18 protein-coding genes are annotated in these 15,847 nt (G+C 57.9%); 10 read left to right on the top strand and 8 right to left on the bottom strand.

Annotated elements, in window-relative coordinates:
- The first annotated feature begins 353 nt into the window (after positions 1-353).
- From NKI21_RS14305 to NKI21_RS14280, 6 genes are all read left to right on the top strand, one after another.
- The gene (locus NKI21_RS14305) at positions 354-599 is read left to right on the top strand and encodes a hypothetical protein (protein ID WP_352866018.1); all 246 of its coding nucleotides are present in this window, start codon (positions 354-356) and stop codon (positions 597-599) included.
- A gap of 294 nt (positions 600-893) precedes the next feature.
- Positions 894-2,291: a cytochrome B6 gene (locus tag NKI21_RS14300; protein WP_352866015.1), complete on the top strand. Its 1,398-nt coding sequence runs from the start codon at positions 894-896 to the stop codon at positions 2,289-2,291.
- Positions 2,292-2,345: 54 nt separating this feature from the next.
- Positions 2,346-2,948: a DUF4142 domain-containing protein gene (locus tag NKI21_RS14295; RefSeq protein ID WP_352866012.1), complete on the top strand. Its 603-nt coding sequence runs from the start codon at positions 2,346-2,348 to the stop codon at positions 2,946-2,948.
- A 185-nt stretch (positions 2,949-3,133) separates the two neighbouring features.
- Positions 3,134-3,427, top strand: coding sequence for a hypothetical protein (locus tag NKI21_RS14290; RefSeq protein ID WP_023811905.1), 294 nt, complete (start codon positions 3,134-3,136; stop codon positions 3,425-3,427).
- Positions 3,428-4,171: 744 nt separating this feature from the next.
- The gene (locus NKI21_RS14285; protein ID WP_352721465.1) at positions 4,172-4,372 is read left to right on the top strand and encodes a hypothetical protein; all 201 of its coding nucleotides are present in this window, start codon (positions 4,172-4,174) and stop codon (positions 4,370-4,372) included.
- Positions 4,373-4,381: 9 nt separating this feature from the next.
- Positions 4,382-4,594: a hypothetical protein gene (locus NKI21_RS14280; RefSeq protein WP_352866007.1), complete on the top strand. Its 213-nt coding sequence runs from the start codon at positions 4,382-4,384 to the stop codon at positions 4,592-4,594.
- Between the two features lie 133 nt (positions 4,595-4,727).
- Here the strand turns inward: NKI21_RS14280 and NKI21_RS14275 are convergent, their stop codons facing one another.
- Positions 4,728-6,116 carry a phospholipase D-like domain-containing protein gene (locus NKI21_RS14275; protein ID WP_352630707.1) on the bottom strand — a complete coding sequence of 463 codons (1,389 nt, stop codon included), beginning with the start codon at positions 6,114-6,116 and terminating at the stop codon, positions 4,728-4,730.
- A complete protein-coding gene (locus NKI21_RS14270; RefSeq protein WP_352721459.1) occupies positions 6,061-6,387 on the bottom strand; it encodes a low affinity iron permease family protein in 327 nt (108 codons plus the stop codon). Before NKI21_RS14270 ends, NKI21_RS14275 begins: the two co-directional genes overlap by 56 nt.
- 510 nt (positions 6,388-6,897) lie before the next feature.
- On the opposite strand from NKI21_RS14270, the gene NKI21_RS14265 reads away from it, so the two are divergent.
- The 3 genes from NKI21_RS14265 to NKI21_RS14255 all read left to right on the top strand — a co-directional run bounded on the left by NKI21_RS14265 (position 6,898) and on the right by NKI21_RS14255 (position 8,597).
- Positions 6,898-7,146 (top strand): hypothetical protein, encoded by a 249-nt coding sequence (locus NKI21_RS14265; RefSeq protein WP_127296096.1) that lies wholly within the window; start codon positions 6,898-6,900, stop codon positions 7,144-7,146.
- 111 nt (positions 7,147-7,257) lie between these two features.
- Positions 7,258-7,542 carry a DUF6894 family protein gene (locus NKI21_RS14260; RefSeq protein ID WP_023811910.1) on the top strand — a complete coding sequence of 95 codons (285 nt, stop codon included), beginning with the start codon at positions 7,258-7,260 and terminating at the stop codon, positions 7,540-7,542.
- Complete coding sequence (locus NKI21_RS14255; RefSeq protein ID WP_352866003.1) at positions 7,539-8,597, top strand: NAD(P)/FAD-dependent oxidoreductase; 1,059 nt, start codon at positions 7,539-7,541, stop codon at positions 8,595-8,597. The genes NKI21_RS14260 and NKI21_RS14255 overlap by 4 nt, the downstream gene beginning before the upstream one ends.
- 736 nt (positions 8,598-9,333) lie before the next feature.
- Here the strand turns inward: NKI21_RS14255 and NKI21_RS14250 are convergent.
- The 4 genes from NKI21_RS14250 to NKI21_RS14235 all read right to left on the bottom strand — a co-directional run bounded on the left by NKI21_RS14250 (position 9,334) and on the right by NKI21_RS14235 (position 11,858).
- Positions 9,334-9,651: a hypothetical protein gene (locus NKI21_RS14250; protein ID WP_352613339.1), complete on the bottom strand. Its 318-nt coding sequence runs from the start codon at positions 9,649-9,651 to the stop codon at positions 9,334-9,336.
- Between the two features lies 1 nt (position 9,652).
- Complete coding sequence (locus NKI21_RS14245; RefSeq protein WP_127296098.1) at positions 9,653-9,889, bottom strand: DUF6894 family protein; 237 nt, start codon at positions 9,887-9,889, stop codon at positions 9,653-9,655.
- Between the two features lie 19 nt (positions 9,890-9,908).
- Positions 9,909-10,643, bottom strand: a complete 735-nt coding sequence (locus NKI21_RS14240) for a Crp/Fnr family transcriptional regulator (RefSeq protein ID WP_352677659.1) — start codon at positions 10,641-10,643, stop codon at positions 9,909-9,911.
- A 339-nt stretch (positions 10,644-10,982) separates the two neighbouring features.
- Positions 10,983-11,858, bottom strand: coding sequence for an MBL fold metallo-hydrolase (locus NKI21_RS14235; protein WP_128305823.1), 876 nt, complete (start codon positions 11,856-11,858; stop codon positions 10,983-10,985).
- A 205-nt stretch (positions 11,859-12,063) separates the two neighbouring features.
- Here NKI21_RS14235 and NKI21_RS14230 point away from each other — a divergent pair, with 205 nt between their 5' ends.
- Complete coding sequence (locus NKI21_RS14230) at positions 12,064-13,230, top strand: beta-glucosidase (protein WP_128305822.1); 1,167 nt, start codon at positions 12,064-12,066, stop codon at positions 13,228-13,230.
- An 88-nt stretch (positions 13,231-13,318) separates the two neighbouring features.
- Here NKI21_RS14230 and glf read toward each other — a convergent pair whose 3' ends face one another.
- Complete coding sequence (gene glf, locus NKI21_RS14225; protein ID WP_352613341.1) at positions 13,319-14,461, bottom strand: UDP-galactopyranose mutase; 1,143 nt, start codon at positions 14,459-14,461, stop codon at positions 13,319-13,321.
- A gap of 2 nt (positions 14,462-14,463) precedes the next feature.
- Positions 14,464-15,636, bottom strand: a complete 1,173-nt coding sequence (locus tag NKI21_RS14220; RefSeq protein ID WP_023811918.1) for a glycosyltransferase family protein — start codon at positions 15,634-15,636, stop codon at positions 14,464-14,466.
- Positions 15,637-15,847: the final 211 nt, after the last annotated feature.

Raw genomic sequence — 15,847 nt, 5'->3', positions numbered from 1 at the left:
TTCACCAGCGGAGATCTTGTTTTCACGAACGAATTGCAATGGAACGTCACGGCGTTTCGCAGGTTGGTAATGGAATTTCGCAGCCAGGGAAACGAGCCATGACTTCTTCAGACAAAGCCTCAGTTGGCATATCACCCCGCCCCGAAAAATCGGGCGGTAGGACCCCGCCAAAACAGGCGACACCTTCACCGGCCGCAGAGAAAACCTCTGGAGCAGGTCCTGCGATCGCCGAGCGTTCGAAAGACGCCAAGGCGCCCAGAGGCGGTCGCCAACCTGGGGCTTATGTCAAGGATTAGACGGCCGTGCGTTTAGCTTCGGCTGGCCGCTACAGTCGAAGCGAGGAGGAGGTTCTTATGCAGATGATGGAAATTGTCGTCAGCCGAGACCAGGCACCGGTCGTGGAATTCCGCGGGGAGGGCGGCGAGTTTATTACAGTCACCCTGCAGGCCGGGCATAGTCTTCCCGACGACGAACTCATCGCAAAGGCCAAGGCCATGATGGTTCAGGTCGCTCAGTTCGGGATGGACCGGGTCAAAAGCGCAGTCACGTCTGATGGGTCGCCAACCGATGAGGTTATTCAATCCGAACTGTCGGGATAGAATAGCTTCGCAGGGTTACAGGGCACCAGTCGATCGGCGGGCGTGCAGTCACCAGCCAGAAAATGGCGAGAACGGATCGCGGGCAATAGTTCGAGCAGCACAATCGTGGTCCGCGTTCAGGCAAGCAGATCGACGCACTTCCAAAACAGCGACACCGGTGATCATCGAGAAGCCGAGCGTGGGACGATCATGCGTTGCGTTGTCCAGTCGGCGGCTGATCGGCTTTTTCCCAAGCTCGGGAACAAAGCTGGCGCGCACTGGTTGGGGTCAAATTCAACGCTGTGGGGAGGAGATATGTCGCGTATCTTCAATCTTGGTTTGCCAGTCCTGCTTGGGGCTGCGACATTCGCGCTCAATGTTGCTTCGGACCCGCTGCCGCCGGATTTGACGTATCGTCCATTGCCAAGCTTGCCTTTTTCCGCGGTCAAGGAGACTGACGAAGCGCAAAAACCGGCAGTGACACAACGGCAACGCGGCCTGCTTGAGAGACGTTACGATCTGGCTGACCGGCCGATGCGGGGCGTCATGATGTCGGGCGGGCGCAAAGCTGTGCAAGAAGGCTCGCGAGTGAAACTGCCGGCAGGCGAAACCTGGAGCAGCCTGGCAACGAAAACTCCTCAGGAAATTCGTGATCGTGGTCTGTTGCCGCAAGGTTTCCTGCCGTTGCCGCACATCAAGCAGGCCACTGGAGGTCAGGTCTTTCCTGAAAGTCAGATTAGAGAGATCGGCGCTGATGAAGGACGGGATCTGCGTCGCTTCGATGTCGATTTCGACCTGCCGGATTATCTTACGCCGGAATTTCCACCTCCAATATTTCTCACCACGCACCCGGAGCTTGGCGATGTGTCGCGAGGTGATCTGCTGACGATACGCAACTTCTACGAATACATGAACGGCATCATCACGCCCGTGCAGATGGAAGGGCTTCGTCTGCTGTTGACGCCATTTCCGCAGGAGGAATTCAATCAGACCGAGGACAGGAAGGTAGCGATGCAAAGCACGGGTGTGGCGTGCCTCGATTGCCATTCCAATTTCCACACCAACGCGGCGTTTCACCTTACCCCGGACGTGCGGCCGCAAGCCGAGCGCTTCCGGCTCGACACGACCAGTCTGCGCGGCTTGTTCAACCAGCAGATCCACGGGTCCAAACGCTCGCTGCGTTCCGTGGAGGACTTTACGCAGTTCGAACAGCGCACTGCCTATTTCAACGGCGATCACGTGAGCGCCACCCGCAAGGGCGTGAATCTGCCGGATCGGCCCAACCAGGTTGCGATGATGGCGCAGATGCAGAACATCGTCGATTTTCCGCCGGCACCGAAGCTCGATCCGTTCGGACGACTTAACCCGGCTGCCGCCAATGCGCTGGAGATCAAGGGCGAGCAGGTGTTCATGGGAAAGGGCCGCTGCGGCGAATGTCATGTTCCAAGTCTGTCCTTCATGGACAACAACATGCACGATCTGAAGCTTGAGCGATTCTACAAAGTTGGCCAGACGTTCAACGATCAGGTTGCCATACCGGATGGACCGATCAAGACCTTCACGTTGCGCGGGATCAAGGATTCTCCGCCCTATCTTCATGACGGCCGCCTAATGACGCTGGGCGATACCGTAGAGTTCTTCAACCTGGTGCTCGGAACGAAGCTCGACCAATCGGAAAAGGATGCATTGGTGGCCTATCTGCTCACGCTCTAGAACACCGGGGAAACCGCGGCCGAAGGGTTAATTCGGTACTGAATGGAGGACATCATGCGTGCTGCCGTAATGACAGTAGCCCTGGCATTGTCGCCCTGCTGTGCGCTGGCGCAAATCGGCAATCCAGCCGGCCTTGCTCCCGATACGAGTATGGAGAAGCCTGGAGTTCCAGCACCGCATCAGACGAATTATCAGGATCGGCTTTTCGCCCAGCTGATTATGGTAGGCGGCAGGTCCGAGATAGAGCTAGGTCGGCTCGCGGCTGGAAAGACAAGTCACGATGGGGTTCGGGAATTTGCAAATCGGATGGTCGATGATCACGACAAGGCCAATGAGCAGCTGAAATCCGTGGCAGATAAAAGCAAAATTCCACTTCCCGAAGGGCTCGACCCAGATCACAAAAAAATCCGTTCCGATCTCGAAAAACTCGACGGCACCGCGTTTGAGCTGGCTTACCTGGGAGCGCAGATCGTCGATCACCAAAAGACGGCGCAACTCCTGGCTTGGGAGATAGGCTCGGGCGAGGATGCAGCGCTTCAGCGCTTCGCCTCCGAAAAGCTGCCGACGGTGCTGGAACATCTTGACCTGGCCCGCGCATTGCACGCGAAGCTGGCGGGGCAGGCCCTGTTCGCGCCGGATGCGCAAAAGATCAAATGAAACGCCCGGTCCATGTGAACCCCTGAAAGTTCAGGCTGTCTTCCATGAATGTCAGCGCACGAGCGTCTGTTCGTAAGATGATCAGCCAAGCCCACCATGAGCATATCCCCTTGCTGATTGGGAAAGTGACGACATTGCGGAACTTCGGATCGCCGCCGCGCTTAATCCGGCGGAGGAGTTATCCGATGAACGCGACCAAAGTGTTTTTTGAAACCTGGCTGCAGGAGAATGTCGGCACTCTTGCTGGCAAAGAGGAAGTGAGCTTCGCCGTGCTTGTCCAGCAATTCGAGCAGGATGCCGAAGCGGCCGGTTATGGTCGCGAGGTGCGTGAGGACGAGCTCGGTAACATTGAAGATGCGATCGAACAAGCGCTAAAGAACGCCCGAACTAGGGTGCATGGTGACGCCGATGGCGAACCCACCGATGTGGCAGCCCTCATGGATGCGCTGGAGGTCGAAGATGCCAAAAGCGGGCCGTAGGCCTTACCAGATTAGCTCTATTCGTTTGTCGAAGTTGCCGGGGTAGCCCTATGGAGCAGTTTCGCAAGGACATGGCCGCCTTGGCAGAGCCGGCTTTCTGGGTGTCGATAGGTTTGCTTCTGGTCCCGTATGCGCTTGGAACCGTGCTCCTCGGCTGGAACTGCAGCTGCCTGTAAGGTTGACTACAGACACACCCGGTAGTGGTTCAACGACCCAAGCGCCCAATTCCCTGCAATGCCGAGCTTATGCGTTTCCGTGGGATCCTTGCTGCAGTAAAGTGTGAACCATCGCGTCGCAAGGAAAGTTCATCGTCGACACCTGCGGCGTCACACCGTTTGGACAACCTAAAGACCGACAACGTGTTCCAAGCGTCAAATCAGCTATGAACCTGCCTCGAGCAGTCCCGCTGCTCATTCGCGCACCTGCAAGGTGGGTCGTTATCAATCGCTGGACGCGAGTTGGCAAACGACGCCAGGCCCGGATCGCATGCCTTGGGATCCGCCGCTGCATCCGAAAATAGCCCAGCAACTTGCGAGTTGGCTGGGAACACTTCCGCCATTTCGAAGTTGGGCCCGCATAGGAGAACCGAGATGGCCATCCCACAAGCGGACAACGACAACCACCTGCGCAAGAAGCCGGCTCATGCAGGCAAAAGCTCCGCCAAGAGGATGATAGATCAGGTTAGAGCACGACCCAGGTACAAAATGGCACTGCGGGCGACAAGAATTAAGGCGAGGCGCTGAGATGCCGCGGACCAATGATGACGGTCGCAACGAGAAGACCACATCGGCTGCAGCACTCATTGTCGACAAGGAACGTGCTGAGCGCGCCGCCAAGACGGCGCGATTGAAGGAAGCGCGCCTCGCACAAGCCGTCACGCGCGGTCCCATCGAACGCAAGCCACGTGTCACCAAAAAGGTTCGCAGGATTTCTGTTGCTGGCTAGGAGGTGTCCGTGACTCGCAATCACGACAAGGAAAGATACGACCGCGCCAAGCGTATCAGCCAAGAGATGCTGGACGCTGAACGAGCGGAACGAGCGGAACGAGCCGAGAAGACGGCGCGGCTGAGACAAGCAAGGCTTGCACAGCATCTGGTGGAGACGTCGCCGGCGCAACCGCAAATTCATCGCAAATCCATCCAGGCTCTCAAAAAAGAGAAGCCGTAAGGTGATTGAAGTATTTTAGGCCCTCCACATCCGTGCAGAACCACGGCACGGCGTTTAACTTCGACCGAGAGCGTCTATCAATACCAATGGCGAGCAATTGCGGGGGCTTTGCATCTCCGCACCCTCGCTATTATTAAAGCTGGGAGCGAAACCTGCTCGCAAAGTAGTCGGTGACCTTTTCGCTTAGCGGACGAGCTTGCCATTCTTCCACACTGACCTGCCTTGATCGTTTCAGGTCCTCGTTGAAAACGTCTATTTGCGTCCGCGCGAATTCCATGCCGTAGACATTCAGAGTGGCCTCATCGTTGAGGCGCAAGGAACGCTCATCCAAATTAGCCGAACCAAAGCTCACCCAGACATCGTCGACGATCAAAAGCTTCGGATGGTACATTGTGGGTTGAAACTCAAAGATGCGCACACCGGCCTTGAGCAATTCGCCCCAGAAGTAACGTGAACCCTTTCGCACTATAGGCACATCCGTCAGCCAATTGGGAACGATGATATCGACCGAGACGCCTCGCCTCCTTGCATCAAGAATCTGCTGCAGGGCTATGTCGTCCGGCACGAAGTAGGCCATGCCGATGCGCAGATGATCCTTGGCCGCGGCTATTGCCGCCAACATCATCAACTCCATGTTCTCCGAGCCGTTTGGCTGCGAAGAAAGTATTAGTTGGGCATCGAGCCCACCAGCGGGCGCAACTGCAGGGTAGAACTTCGCGCCCTGCAATGTCTCACCGGTCGTCTCCAGCCAGTTTTCGGCGAACGCCGCCTGGAATGCGGCCACGGCGGGTCCTTCGATCCGGTAGTGCGTGTCGCGCCATTCATTTGAGTTGCGTGCGTTCCCGCGCCAATTATCGGCAATGCCGACCCCGCCAGTGAAAGCGACCCGGCCATCGACGATCAGCAGCTTGCGATGAGTTCGGTTGTTTACACGGTCCAACGTATACCAGCGTAGCGGCCGATAGCGTTCGAACCTCACACCGGCCGTGGTCATGATGTGGATCAAGTCCTCGTCGAAGGGAAGGCTGCCAACCCCGTCGACGTTCACGCGGACTTCGACGCCTTCGCTGGCCTTGGCCGCCAATGCGATTGCGAACTCGTAGCCGATGGCTCCCGACCAATAAATATATGTCTCGATGTCGACGCTGGATCGAGCCGCCCCGATTGCTTGCAGCATTGACGGAAATATTTCGTCCCCGTTGATGAGAGTTTGGACCGCATTGGAACCGAACATCTGCCCTTGCGAATAGCTGCTCATCGTCTTGGAAAATTGGGGATCCGTAGCGTCGAACCGATGGGGAACGATTGATCGTAGAACGCGCGACTCTGGAGTGAGATTTATGATCAACACCGTGAGCAGGCTGGCGATGGTGGCAATGGCCAGATAGATGAGCACCTTTCGCCAAAGCTCAATACCGGAGGTCTTCTTGCGGGCGCCTGACGCAACGGAACCGAAAGGCTGCACGTCAATCGCCCCGCTGCCGGCGATGGCGATGTTTTTCGATCTCCTCGGGCTCTTCATCGTCGATCCGCGTGATGTTTGAAGCCGCGTGATCTGACCGCAGAATCTCGTCAAGCTTGGCGTGGATCGCTTGAGTGTCGCGGTGCTCCGCGCGCTGGATGAACAGCGTCATCGCCCAAGTAAACAATGTAGCGGCTCCATGCCAATCCAAGCTCTGTCGCTCGAAAATCATCCAAAGGATTGCATAGGCCAGCAACACCAGGAACGCTGCGGGACGGGAAGTCAATGTGCCGATTGAGGTAAGGGCGCTCGTGACCGGATGATTTGCCATTCCAAAGAACTCGCGGCAGTGCCCCTGGTTCCGCGGGGCATTATATCCCCCCGCCATGAATCAACAAAAGGTACAGTTGAGCAGCGCGCGCTTTCCAGGTGTCCTGCGTCGGCCCTCCCACATGCCATCCGGCATCGAGAACGGTCTTGATTTGGATAGTCTCGCCAAGCGTTCGGTTCAGCAAACGCTCATATCGGCGACGAGGCGATTTGGATTCAGCCGCTTCGGCACCTGCGGTTGCGCTTGGTAAATTCTGCTGCACGTTGTGCCCCATCAATCGCGCCGCGAAGAGTTATAGTCGCTGGATTATAGGGCTTCGCCGTCTACACCCTTGCGAAGGTTAAGCGATGAATGGGCGGTGGGCGATCTTCACGCATGAACAACGGCCGAGTGCATCATAGTTTAATGACAGCTGGTGGGCTGTGCCGCATAAAGCCGTGGTCCGCGGCTGTGTAACGGGTTTCGCTGCTTGGAGCGACTATCGCACTCTCGCCCGTTTGGAGGAGCCTGATGCTTAACCGACCCATCCGCATGAACACAGAAGCTCTCTACCCCAGTGACCTGAATATCCTTCGCGCGGCATTTGACGCGCTGTGCCAGGAATTTGCCATTTTGCCTGACACGGCGGCGGCCTATGCCGTCGCAAGAGAGTTGATCAGGCTGTTCCAAACAGGAATGACGGAAGCGGCCACGCTGATGATTGCCGTGCGCGCACGTTGGCGGGACGATTGGGAGATGGGACGCAGCAACGCTGCCTGACGTTGGATGGTCATGCGAACACCACCCGCTGCATCCTTTTCGACACCGCCGCGTTGACCGTCAAACCTGCCAGAAATGGCCGATCCGCTGGCACACCGACTGGAGCAACCGATGCCGAAATTTCGCTTCGAGTTTATCGAAGGCATGTCGCAGCCTGCAATCTTCGCCGATATGGCTGATCGAGATGAGGCTGTCAGGGAGGCGAAGCGCGCTGCCAAAGAGGCCATGCTCGACGGAATTGTCGACGGCGTGGACCCGACCAGTTGGGTGACGAAGGTTTACGATGAGGCAGGCTATCTCGTCGCCACTGTCGGATTCCAGGATCTGGTCGCTGCGCCCAAGGATACGGAAGAGTTCAAGGAAACAGAGGAGCCTGGCGTCTTGCGGTCGGGTTGAAGCCTGGTGTCTACGCTGTCGCCGTCGAGCCAGATGTCTCGAAAACCGCCCTTGGAACATCGCACGAACCAAATCGTTCGCCGGTGATGCGCCGAACCATGCACGATAGCCACGTCAGTCGACCGGCCGCCGAGACCGAAGATGTCCTGATCGTCGGAGGCGGGCCGGCAGGACTCACCGCCGCTCAATATCTGGCCCGTTTTCGCCATCGCGTGCTGGTGATCGATGCCGGCGATCCTCGTGCCGCCTTGATCCCAACGAGCCATAACTGTCCTGGCTTTCCCGAAGGGATAAGTGGAGCCGATATTCTGGATCGCCTTCGACGTCACGCCACCTTGTATGGAGCCACTCTGGTTGGAGGGCAGGTCTATTCCCTCGCCCCTGCCCATGGGGGGTTCGTCACTGAGACCTCGATTGGCGCAATCCGGACACGCAAGGTGTTTTTGGCGACAGGGATCACCGACACGACACCCGTCATTCCGCGTCTACGCGAGGCAATTGCCGCAGGTGTCGTTCGACTCTGCCCGGTATGCGATGGGTATGAGGCGATCGACCAGAAGATTGCGGTCGTCGGGCACGACGTGAGAGCCTTGAAAGAAGCCATTTTCCTCAGTCGGTTTACACCGCTCATAACGATGCTTGGGAGCGACGCATCCGACTTTTCGCCCAGCACTCGTCGTGCGGCGAGGGCAAGAGGCATAGTCGTCGGTGACGCTCTCGACACGCTCTGCCCGGCAGCAGACGGCTGCGAGGCGATTTTGAAAGATGGGACGTCAGACCGCTTCGATGCCATTTATCTGGCACTGGGATGCAAGGTTCGTTCTCAACTCGCCGAGGCCGTTGGCGCAAGATGTTGTAAAGACGGCTATGTCACAGTCGACGAGCATCAGCAGAGTTCCATCCACGGCATGTACGCCATCGGTGACGTTGTCAAAGCGTTGAACCAGATAGCCGTCGCTTTTGGACAGGCTGCCATTGCCGCGTCGCATGCCCATAGAGAGCTGGAGAGCGCCGAGCGGACTGGATTTGCAGATCAGCCTTCTCAACAAACATGAAACCACGCGGCTGATCGAGATGTCGGCCGCTTGACGGCGCGTCGGAACGTCTCGACCCCGGCCGACAAGAAGTTGCCGCGCCCTGCAATCGCAGCAGATGATCCCGCCAATAGTTACAGCCGCGGAACATTCACTGCGGCACGAGGTTTGGCTGCAGGCCTACAATCCTCCCTCATTGTCTGGGCCTTGAGGCTGCCGAAGCAGCTTCGGCCCGTCTCGGCTTTGTCCGGGGCGGGCTTTCCATCTAAGAAAACACGTGGAACATTCTTTCTCGTCCAGCGTTAGCGCGCGCCGGACGACCTGTTCTGCGATCTCTTGCTGGCCGGCATCAGAGGTTGCAACCACAGCTTCAGCCCGCCTCGGCCCCTCTCGAGACGGGCGGCGCGCGGAGTTGAGATGCGATGCATAGAGACGCCTTCACGCCATCAGAACTTGCCCTACTCAGTCGCGTATTCGCACGCAGCAAAATCAAAAACGAAACCGCAACCGAGAGGGAACGCCGGGCATCACGTATTCTGGCCTACTACCAGGCGGGGATCACGGACGAGGATGAGCTAGAACAGCTTTCTCGCCAACCGCTGGGAAGGTGACGATTAGTCTTCCTTCTTCAGAGCTTCCGCCTCGTCTTTGAGCTTCGGCCAATCGGCGCCGTGCTTGCGAAGCAGCGTTCGGGCCTGCTTGGGGTCAATGTCCGTGAGCTCGACCAGATGTTCGACCTCAAGTTCCTGGCCTTTCGCTACCCGGCTTGCTTCGTTCGCTTTTCGTTGCACTTCGACACCCACTGCTGAGACAACATGAACGAGCGCCGAAAGTGCGCGTTCCAGAACTTCATCAAAAAATACGCGACACCGATTAAAATCAGTCGGGTTGGGCCAAGTATCGGACGGGCCATGGCCTTCTGCTGTGCCTTGCCGATTTCTTCCCTGCGGGGAACCGAAGCTTGCCTGTAGGTCGCAAATGCGGCGACATCTTCGTGCGACTGTCCGATCACGCGGCGTTCGGGTTTATGTGCCGTCGCTCGGCAGCCTTCTGACGCAGCAAGTCCGGTGCGCACGTCACCTCATCAACTTGATCTGAAGCGAGATGCTCAGCCTCAGAATCCTGTCGCCGTTTTCGTTCCGCACTTCAACAAACACTTGCTGCCCGTCCACCTCAGTGAGTGCATCTCTCGTAAGGTCGATAAGACCCTCGAAGCCCACGCGGCGCACCTCCTCCAAACCGGCACATTCGATGCCGATTTGGTCCTCGAAGACCAGATCGTGATCGCCACTATCAAAGAAAAATCGTGCCATGCGAGAGCTTCCGTCACCACTAAACTGCAGGGTTCCTTTGGTGCAGGTAGGTCGTGTCGAAATCACCTGCATGAGTGAGGCCAAGCCAATCCAGAACATGCACTCTTGATCCTGTGGTGGCGATGAGGCCTCTACGTCGAAGTTCCTGAAGCATTCGGTTGACGTGGACTGTGGACAAGCCCAATGCATCGCCAAGGGCTGCCTGGGTAATGGGAAGATCCGCGACGTGATCCTGGATGCGTCCAACCGAGCGCAAGCGAAAAATCAATTCGCACAATATGTGCGCCATGCGCGTGTATGCCTCGCGTCTTCCCACATTAGTGACCCATTCCCTGTAAATAGCTGCATCGATCAGGGTCGACCGCCAAAAAGCCGTCGCGATTCGAGGATGCTGTTCGCAAACGGCGCGAAGAGCGTCATGTCGTATGAAGCCCAGTCTAGCTGCTGTGAGGGTCGTAAAATTGCAATCCATGACCGACAGATGCAGTCCGTGCAGATCCGGAATATCCCCAGCCACAAAGAAGGATGTAATCTGCCGTTTGCCGTCGCCGGTAAGTTTGGTGGAACCGAGCAGGCCATCCAAAACGACAAACGAACTGACAGGACGGTCCCCCTCACGCACTAGGTCGTAGTTGGGCAAAAAATCCTTCTCCTGGATCGGGATGCTCTTCAAAACGTCGATGTCGGTCTGTCGAACATCCGAGATGCTCAGGAGTTTGCGGATAAGTACATCCGAGGATGAGGTGGGAGACAAATTGGCTACCTAGCTTATGTTATTTATCGAACTTGCAATCGCGCTGAAAGTTCCGTGACATTACAGAGCGGCGGCGGAGAACGGGCCCGGTTCGGCGGGTGATTGGACCGCCGCACAATCGAACCCGCAGTTATGCCGCCCATAGGGGAGCCTGCGGAGCCACGCATTAACCTATGACATGGGCTGTGTTCGAAATTGTCGCTGAGATAACCATTGGCGCCAATTCGGCAAGGCTTTGACGTCCGCAACGGAACATATGCCCCAACTGGCGCTACGAGGTTGTTCCGCCGAGACAATCTGCAAGCACCTTGGAGCGGCAATACAGCTCCTGGCGCTCCGCTAAGCTCCGCTATTTGAAACAGTGGCTGGCTCACGCACGAACTTCATCCGCGGCGGCACGGCGAATGCCGTGAACCGCTCAGCCAGTCTGTCGAGGGCTTGGCGCATGCCAACTCCCGCAGCTGGCGCTCCGTGTCCGCTGATCACCATCTGCGGCTTCAGCGCAGCCAGTTGTTTCACGGATTTTTCCGCCGCATCCCAATCCGGTGTGAAGTAGCGCGGTGGACCATGCATCTCCAAGTCCTGAACGGCGACTTCATAGACCGACTCCTGACCCGTGGTGATGAAGGCGTCCCCAGCGATCAGCGAGCGGTCTTCTTCGCGCCAGAGAGAGACATGCCCCGGCGCATGCCCGGGCGTGTGCAGCCAGCGCCATCCGGGCATGCCGGGGACCGATCCGTCGGCCGGCAAGAGTTGCAGGCGATCTCCGAGATCGATTGGGCCACGAGGAAAGAGTGGCGAAAGCAGCGCTATCAGGCCGCCCCCCACCCAAGGATCAGGCGGTGGATAGGACCCGGTTCCGTCCAAATAGGGACGCTCGAGCGGGTGCGCGAAAACGGGCGCATCCCATGTGCCGGCCAGATCCACAACCGCTCCCACATGGTCGAAATGGCCATGGGTCAAGATGATCGCGGCGGGCCGCGCGCCGGCTCCAAAGCGCTTTTCCGCGACCGCCAGGATGCTGCTTCGCGACGTCGGCAAACCCGTATCGATCAGGACCCAGTTTCGATCTCCGCTGCCGGGAGCGCCGAAGAACACGACATTCACGATTGTCAGCCGCAAATAGGCCAAATCCGGCGCGATGCTCCAGACGCCGTCGCCACGATCCTCGCGCCTGGCATGGTCGATGTCGGAAAGTCGAATCTGAACGGTCATGCTGTTCCCTGCCTCCGTTGTAACCGCTGGACAATCGATGACGGCTCGGTCCCGAACTTGCCTCGGCGCACCTTGTTCCCTGGCTCCTGTCTGCTCCACCGGCTCGGTGGGCTCGATCGGGGAACAAAGGCTCGACCATCCGGGTTTGGCCCTGAGTAATACACTGGACGATGGTGCAGCATGGCAAATGAGAAGGGGTTGCCGCATGAGCGAAGCAGCACAAAGCGATAGCGATGGCTTGACTTCGATTGCGGGCACGTCGGCGTTCGCCAGTTTTTTCATGGCTGGCTTTGAGTGCTCGTCGCACCGGCGCAAGGACGGCGTTCGCCTCGATCTTATCCGCGCGACGTCGCATTATTTGCATGCCCTGGGCGACTACCGCGGTTGCGCCGAACTCGGTCTTCGTACCATCCGCGACGGTTTGCGCTGGCACCTCATCGAAACCGCTCCTGGGACCTATGACTGGTCAAGCTGGACGCCGATGGTCGAAGCAGCGCAATCGGCAGGTGTCCAGGTCATCTGGGACATTTTCCACTACGGATCTCCAGACCACGTTGAACAGGGGTCGATGCATTTCATCGATGCCTATGCCTCGTTCGCTGCGGAAGCTGTGAGGGTCCATCGTTCAATCGCCGGTACAGCGCCTCTGTTGTGCCCAATCAACGAAATTTCGTTTTTCGCCTGGGCTGTTGAGGTCGGGTATTTCCCGCGCGTCGGCCCGAAGAAGCGGGGATGGTTCAAGCGGCACCTCGTGAAAGCTGCAATAGCTGGCGTTCGGGCAATGCGGGAGGTCGATCCCGCTTGCAGATTTGTCTGGGCCGAGCCGCTTATCCACATTGCTCCTCGCGACCGAACGCGGACCGAATGGCGCCGGGCCGAAAATGCCCGTCTCGGACAGTTCGAAGCTTACGACATGCTGCTGGGCCGGGCAGAACCAGAGTTGGGGGGCAGCGAAGATGTTGTCGATGTCGTTGGCCTGAATTTCTACCCACACAATCAGTGGTACCTAAACGGGCCGACGATTCCGATGGGGCATCACGAGTACCGTGCCCTATCGGAGATGCTGATTGAGGTCGCGCGTCGATACGGCAAGCCGATGTTCATCGCCGAGACCGGCTCCGAAGGATCGGGCGGGGCGGCTTGGCTCCATTATGTCTGCGACGAGGTGCGTGCCGCAATCGGTCTCGAAGCGCCGATCGAAGGTATTTGCCTATACCCGATAACCGCCTATCCGGGCTGGGACAATTCGCGGCATGCGGAAGTGGGATTGTTTTCGGTCATCCAGGCGAACGGCAGCCGACATGTCCGCACGCCCATCGCGGATGAATTGGCCCGCCAGCAAACTTTGTTCGCGGCGAACCCGACGCGTTAAATACATGAGCGGCACAAGGGACTGTTGCGAGCGCTGTTGGCGCCGCGTTGCCAAGCCCGATGCTCCCAAGTACGTCTAGGTGGGGGAGCTACAGCGCCCCTTCGGCCAACGACGCCTTCCTCGCGCTCGCCCATTCCGGGACGCTCTTTTGGATGCGGGCGAAAGTAGCCAGAGCCTGCCCGACCACTTGATCCATATTGTAGTAGCGGTAGGTTGCCAGGCGGCCGACAAACCACACGTCGGGACAGGTTGCGCCGAGCGCTTCGTAACGCTTGTAGAGCTCTTCGTTTTCGGCCCGCGGCACCGGATAGTACGGGTCCCCGATATCGGTGGGATATTCGTAGGTCAGGCTGGTCCGCGCGTTCTGCTGGCCGGTCAGATGTTTGTACTCGGTGATGCGGGTGTAATTTTCCGTCTGGGGGTAGTTGACGACGGCAACCGGCTGAAACTGCTCTTGGTCGAGGGTGACGTGCTCGAAACGGAGCGAGCGATAAGGAAGACGCCCGAGCTGCCAGCCGAAGTATTCGTCGATCGGGCCGGTATAGATCAGGTGGTTGAATGGTATCTCGTCACGAATTTCGCGGAAGTCGGTCTGCAACATGACCTTGATGTTCGGATGGTCGAGCATGCGTTCGAACATTCTCGTGTACCCGCCGGCCGGCATCTTCTGGAAGCTGTCGCTAAAATAGCGGTCATCGCGGTTGGTTCTGGTCGGCACTCGTGCCGTCACTGATTTGCTCAGTTGGCTAGGATCGACGCCCCATTGCTTCCTGGTGTAGCCACGGAAGAATTTCTCATAGAGTTCGCGTCCCACCGTGCTGACGACGACGTCCTCGGCCGTTCGTACGTCCTCTACGGTTTCGCGCCGCGACGCGAAGAACTCCTCCAACTGTGTGGAATTCAGGTCGAGGCCGTAAAGGCGATTTACCGTGTCGAGATTGATCGGGATGGGAAGCAGTTTCTCATCCACGGCCGCCAGCACCCTATGCTCGTATGTGCGCCATTCCGTGAACTGCGAGAGGTAGTCCACGATCGACTGGCTGTTGGTGTGAAAAATATGTGGCCCATAACGATGGATGAGGATGCCGGCCTCATTATAGCAATCATAGGCGTTGCCGCCGACATGGCTGCGGCGGTCGACCAGGAGAACACTTTCGTGGCGCTGGGAGGCTATCCTTTCAGCAAGCACGCTGCCGGCAAATCCCGCGCCGACGATCAGCCAATCGAACATGGCTATGCACTCCTGCGGAGAGGGATGACCTTCTTACCTCGATAGGCACGCTCGATGTGAGCGGTCATGCCACTCCATGTCTTTTGCCAAGACATGTCCGCAAGATAGGCGTCGACTTGCGGCAGGAACGTCTCACGAGGTCGCAATAGAATGGAGCGCAGCTTGATTTCCAGATCGTCACTGTCGGCGATTTCCACCAGTCCAGCAGCGCCGTAGCTGCGCACAACGTCAACGATTGCCGTCGAGATCACCGGGAGACCGGCCGCTAGGAACTCTGGCGTCTTGGTCGGACTGATGAAGCGGGTCGCTTCGTTGAGTGCAAACGGCATCCAACCGGCATCCCAATGGCGCATATAGTGGGGCAGGTCGCAGTAGGCCTTCGCGCCCAACCAATGCAGGTTTTCGGCTCTGGGCAGGGTTGCGGGGTCGATCTTGACGACCGGGCCAAGCATCACGAAATGCACGTCCGACATAGTCTCCGCCGCCTGCGCTACGAGCTCGACGTCCAGCCGCTCGTCGATAACTCCGAAATATCCGACCCTCGGATGAGGAATGCCGGCCTGGTCGGTTGGCTCCTTTCCTGGGCGTCTCGCAGTGTGAAAGTGCTTCACATCGATGCTGCTAGGAAAAGGGAAGATCGCGTGATGCAGGTGACGCTTGGTCTCGAACAGGCTTAGGCCTCCGGTGAAAACGAGATCGGCGCGGCGCAGCAGGGCCTTTTCCATCTGCCCCAGCTCGGGCGGCGCATTCTTGAATGCGGAGAGTTCGTCCATGCAGTCATAGATGCATATGTCTGGGTCGAGGTGCTCGGTGAAGCGCAGAGCCATCGGCGTGTAGTACCAAGCGATCAACCGGCTGTGCGGCATTGAAGCTATGATCTGCTGGACAAATCTCCGCTGGACGGCATCTGCTTTCGCGGCCGACATGCCGAGCGGAAGCACTGGCGTCACAATTAGAATGCTTGGCGCTGCCTCGCTCGTCCGCATCAGCGGCTGTGGCAGGTCTTCGAAAACAGGCTCTTCGAAGTAGACCACTCTCTGCTGCATGGAGGCGAGACTGAGGATATGTTGCGGGCGTTGATGAACGAAATTCCACCGCAAATGGGAGAAGCAAACCAGTAGATTTTCCCTGCCAGCGCGGTTACTGGCGACTGCCCCACCCAAGGCTGCTTCCATTGAAGATTTCCTTCCTTTAGTCTGTCGTTTATGTTCCGACTAACATTTGTTAGTCGCGGACGGGAGAGAACTAAACTTCGTTCCCGTCTCCTAACTTTCAACGAGGTGAGTTGTTCCAAGGTGAAATGGAGCGCCTTCAGTCGCCGCTCGATAGACGAAAACGAGATCCGCTCGCTGAGTCGAGAACGGCTATCGTGTGTCGGCGGGCTTT

The organism is Mesorhizobium sp. M0715, assembly GCF_040320355.1.
Taxonomy (GTDB): domain Bacteria; phylum Pseudomonadota; class Alphaproteobacteria; order Rhizobiales; family Rhizobiaceae; genus Mesorhizobium.
Note: the sequence above shows the minus strand (reverse complement) of the source record. Positions and strands in the feature narration are given on the sequence as shown.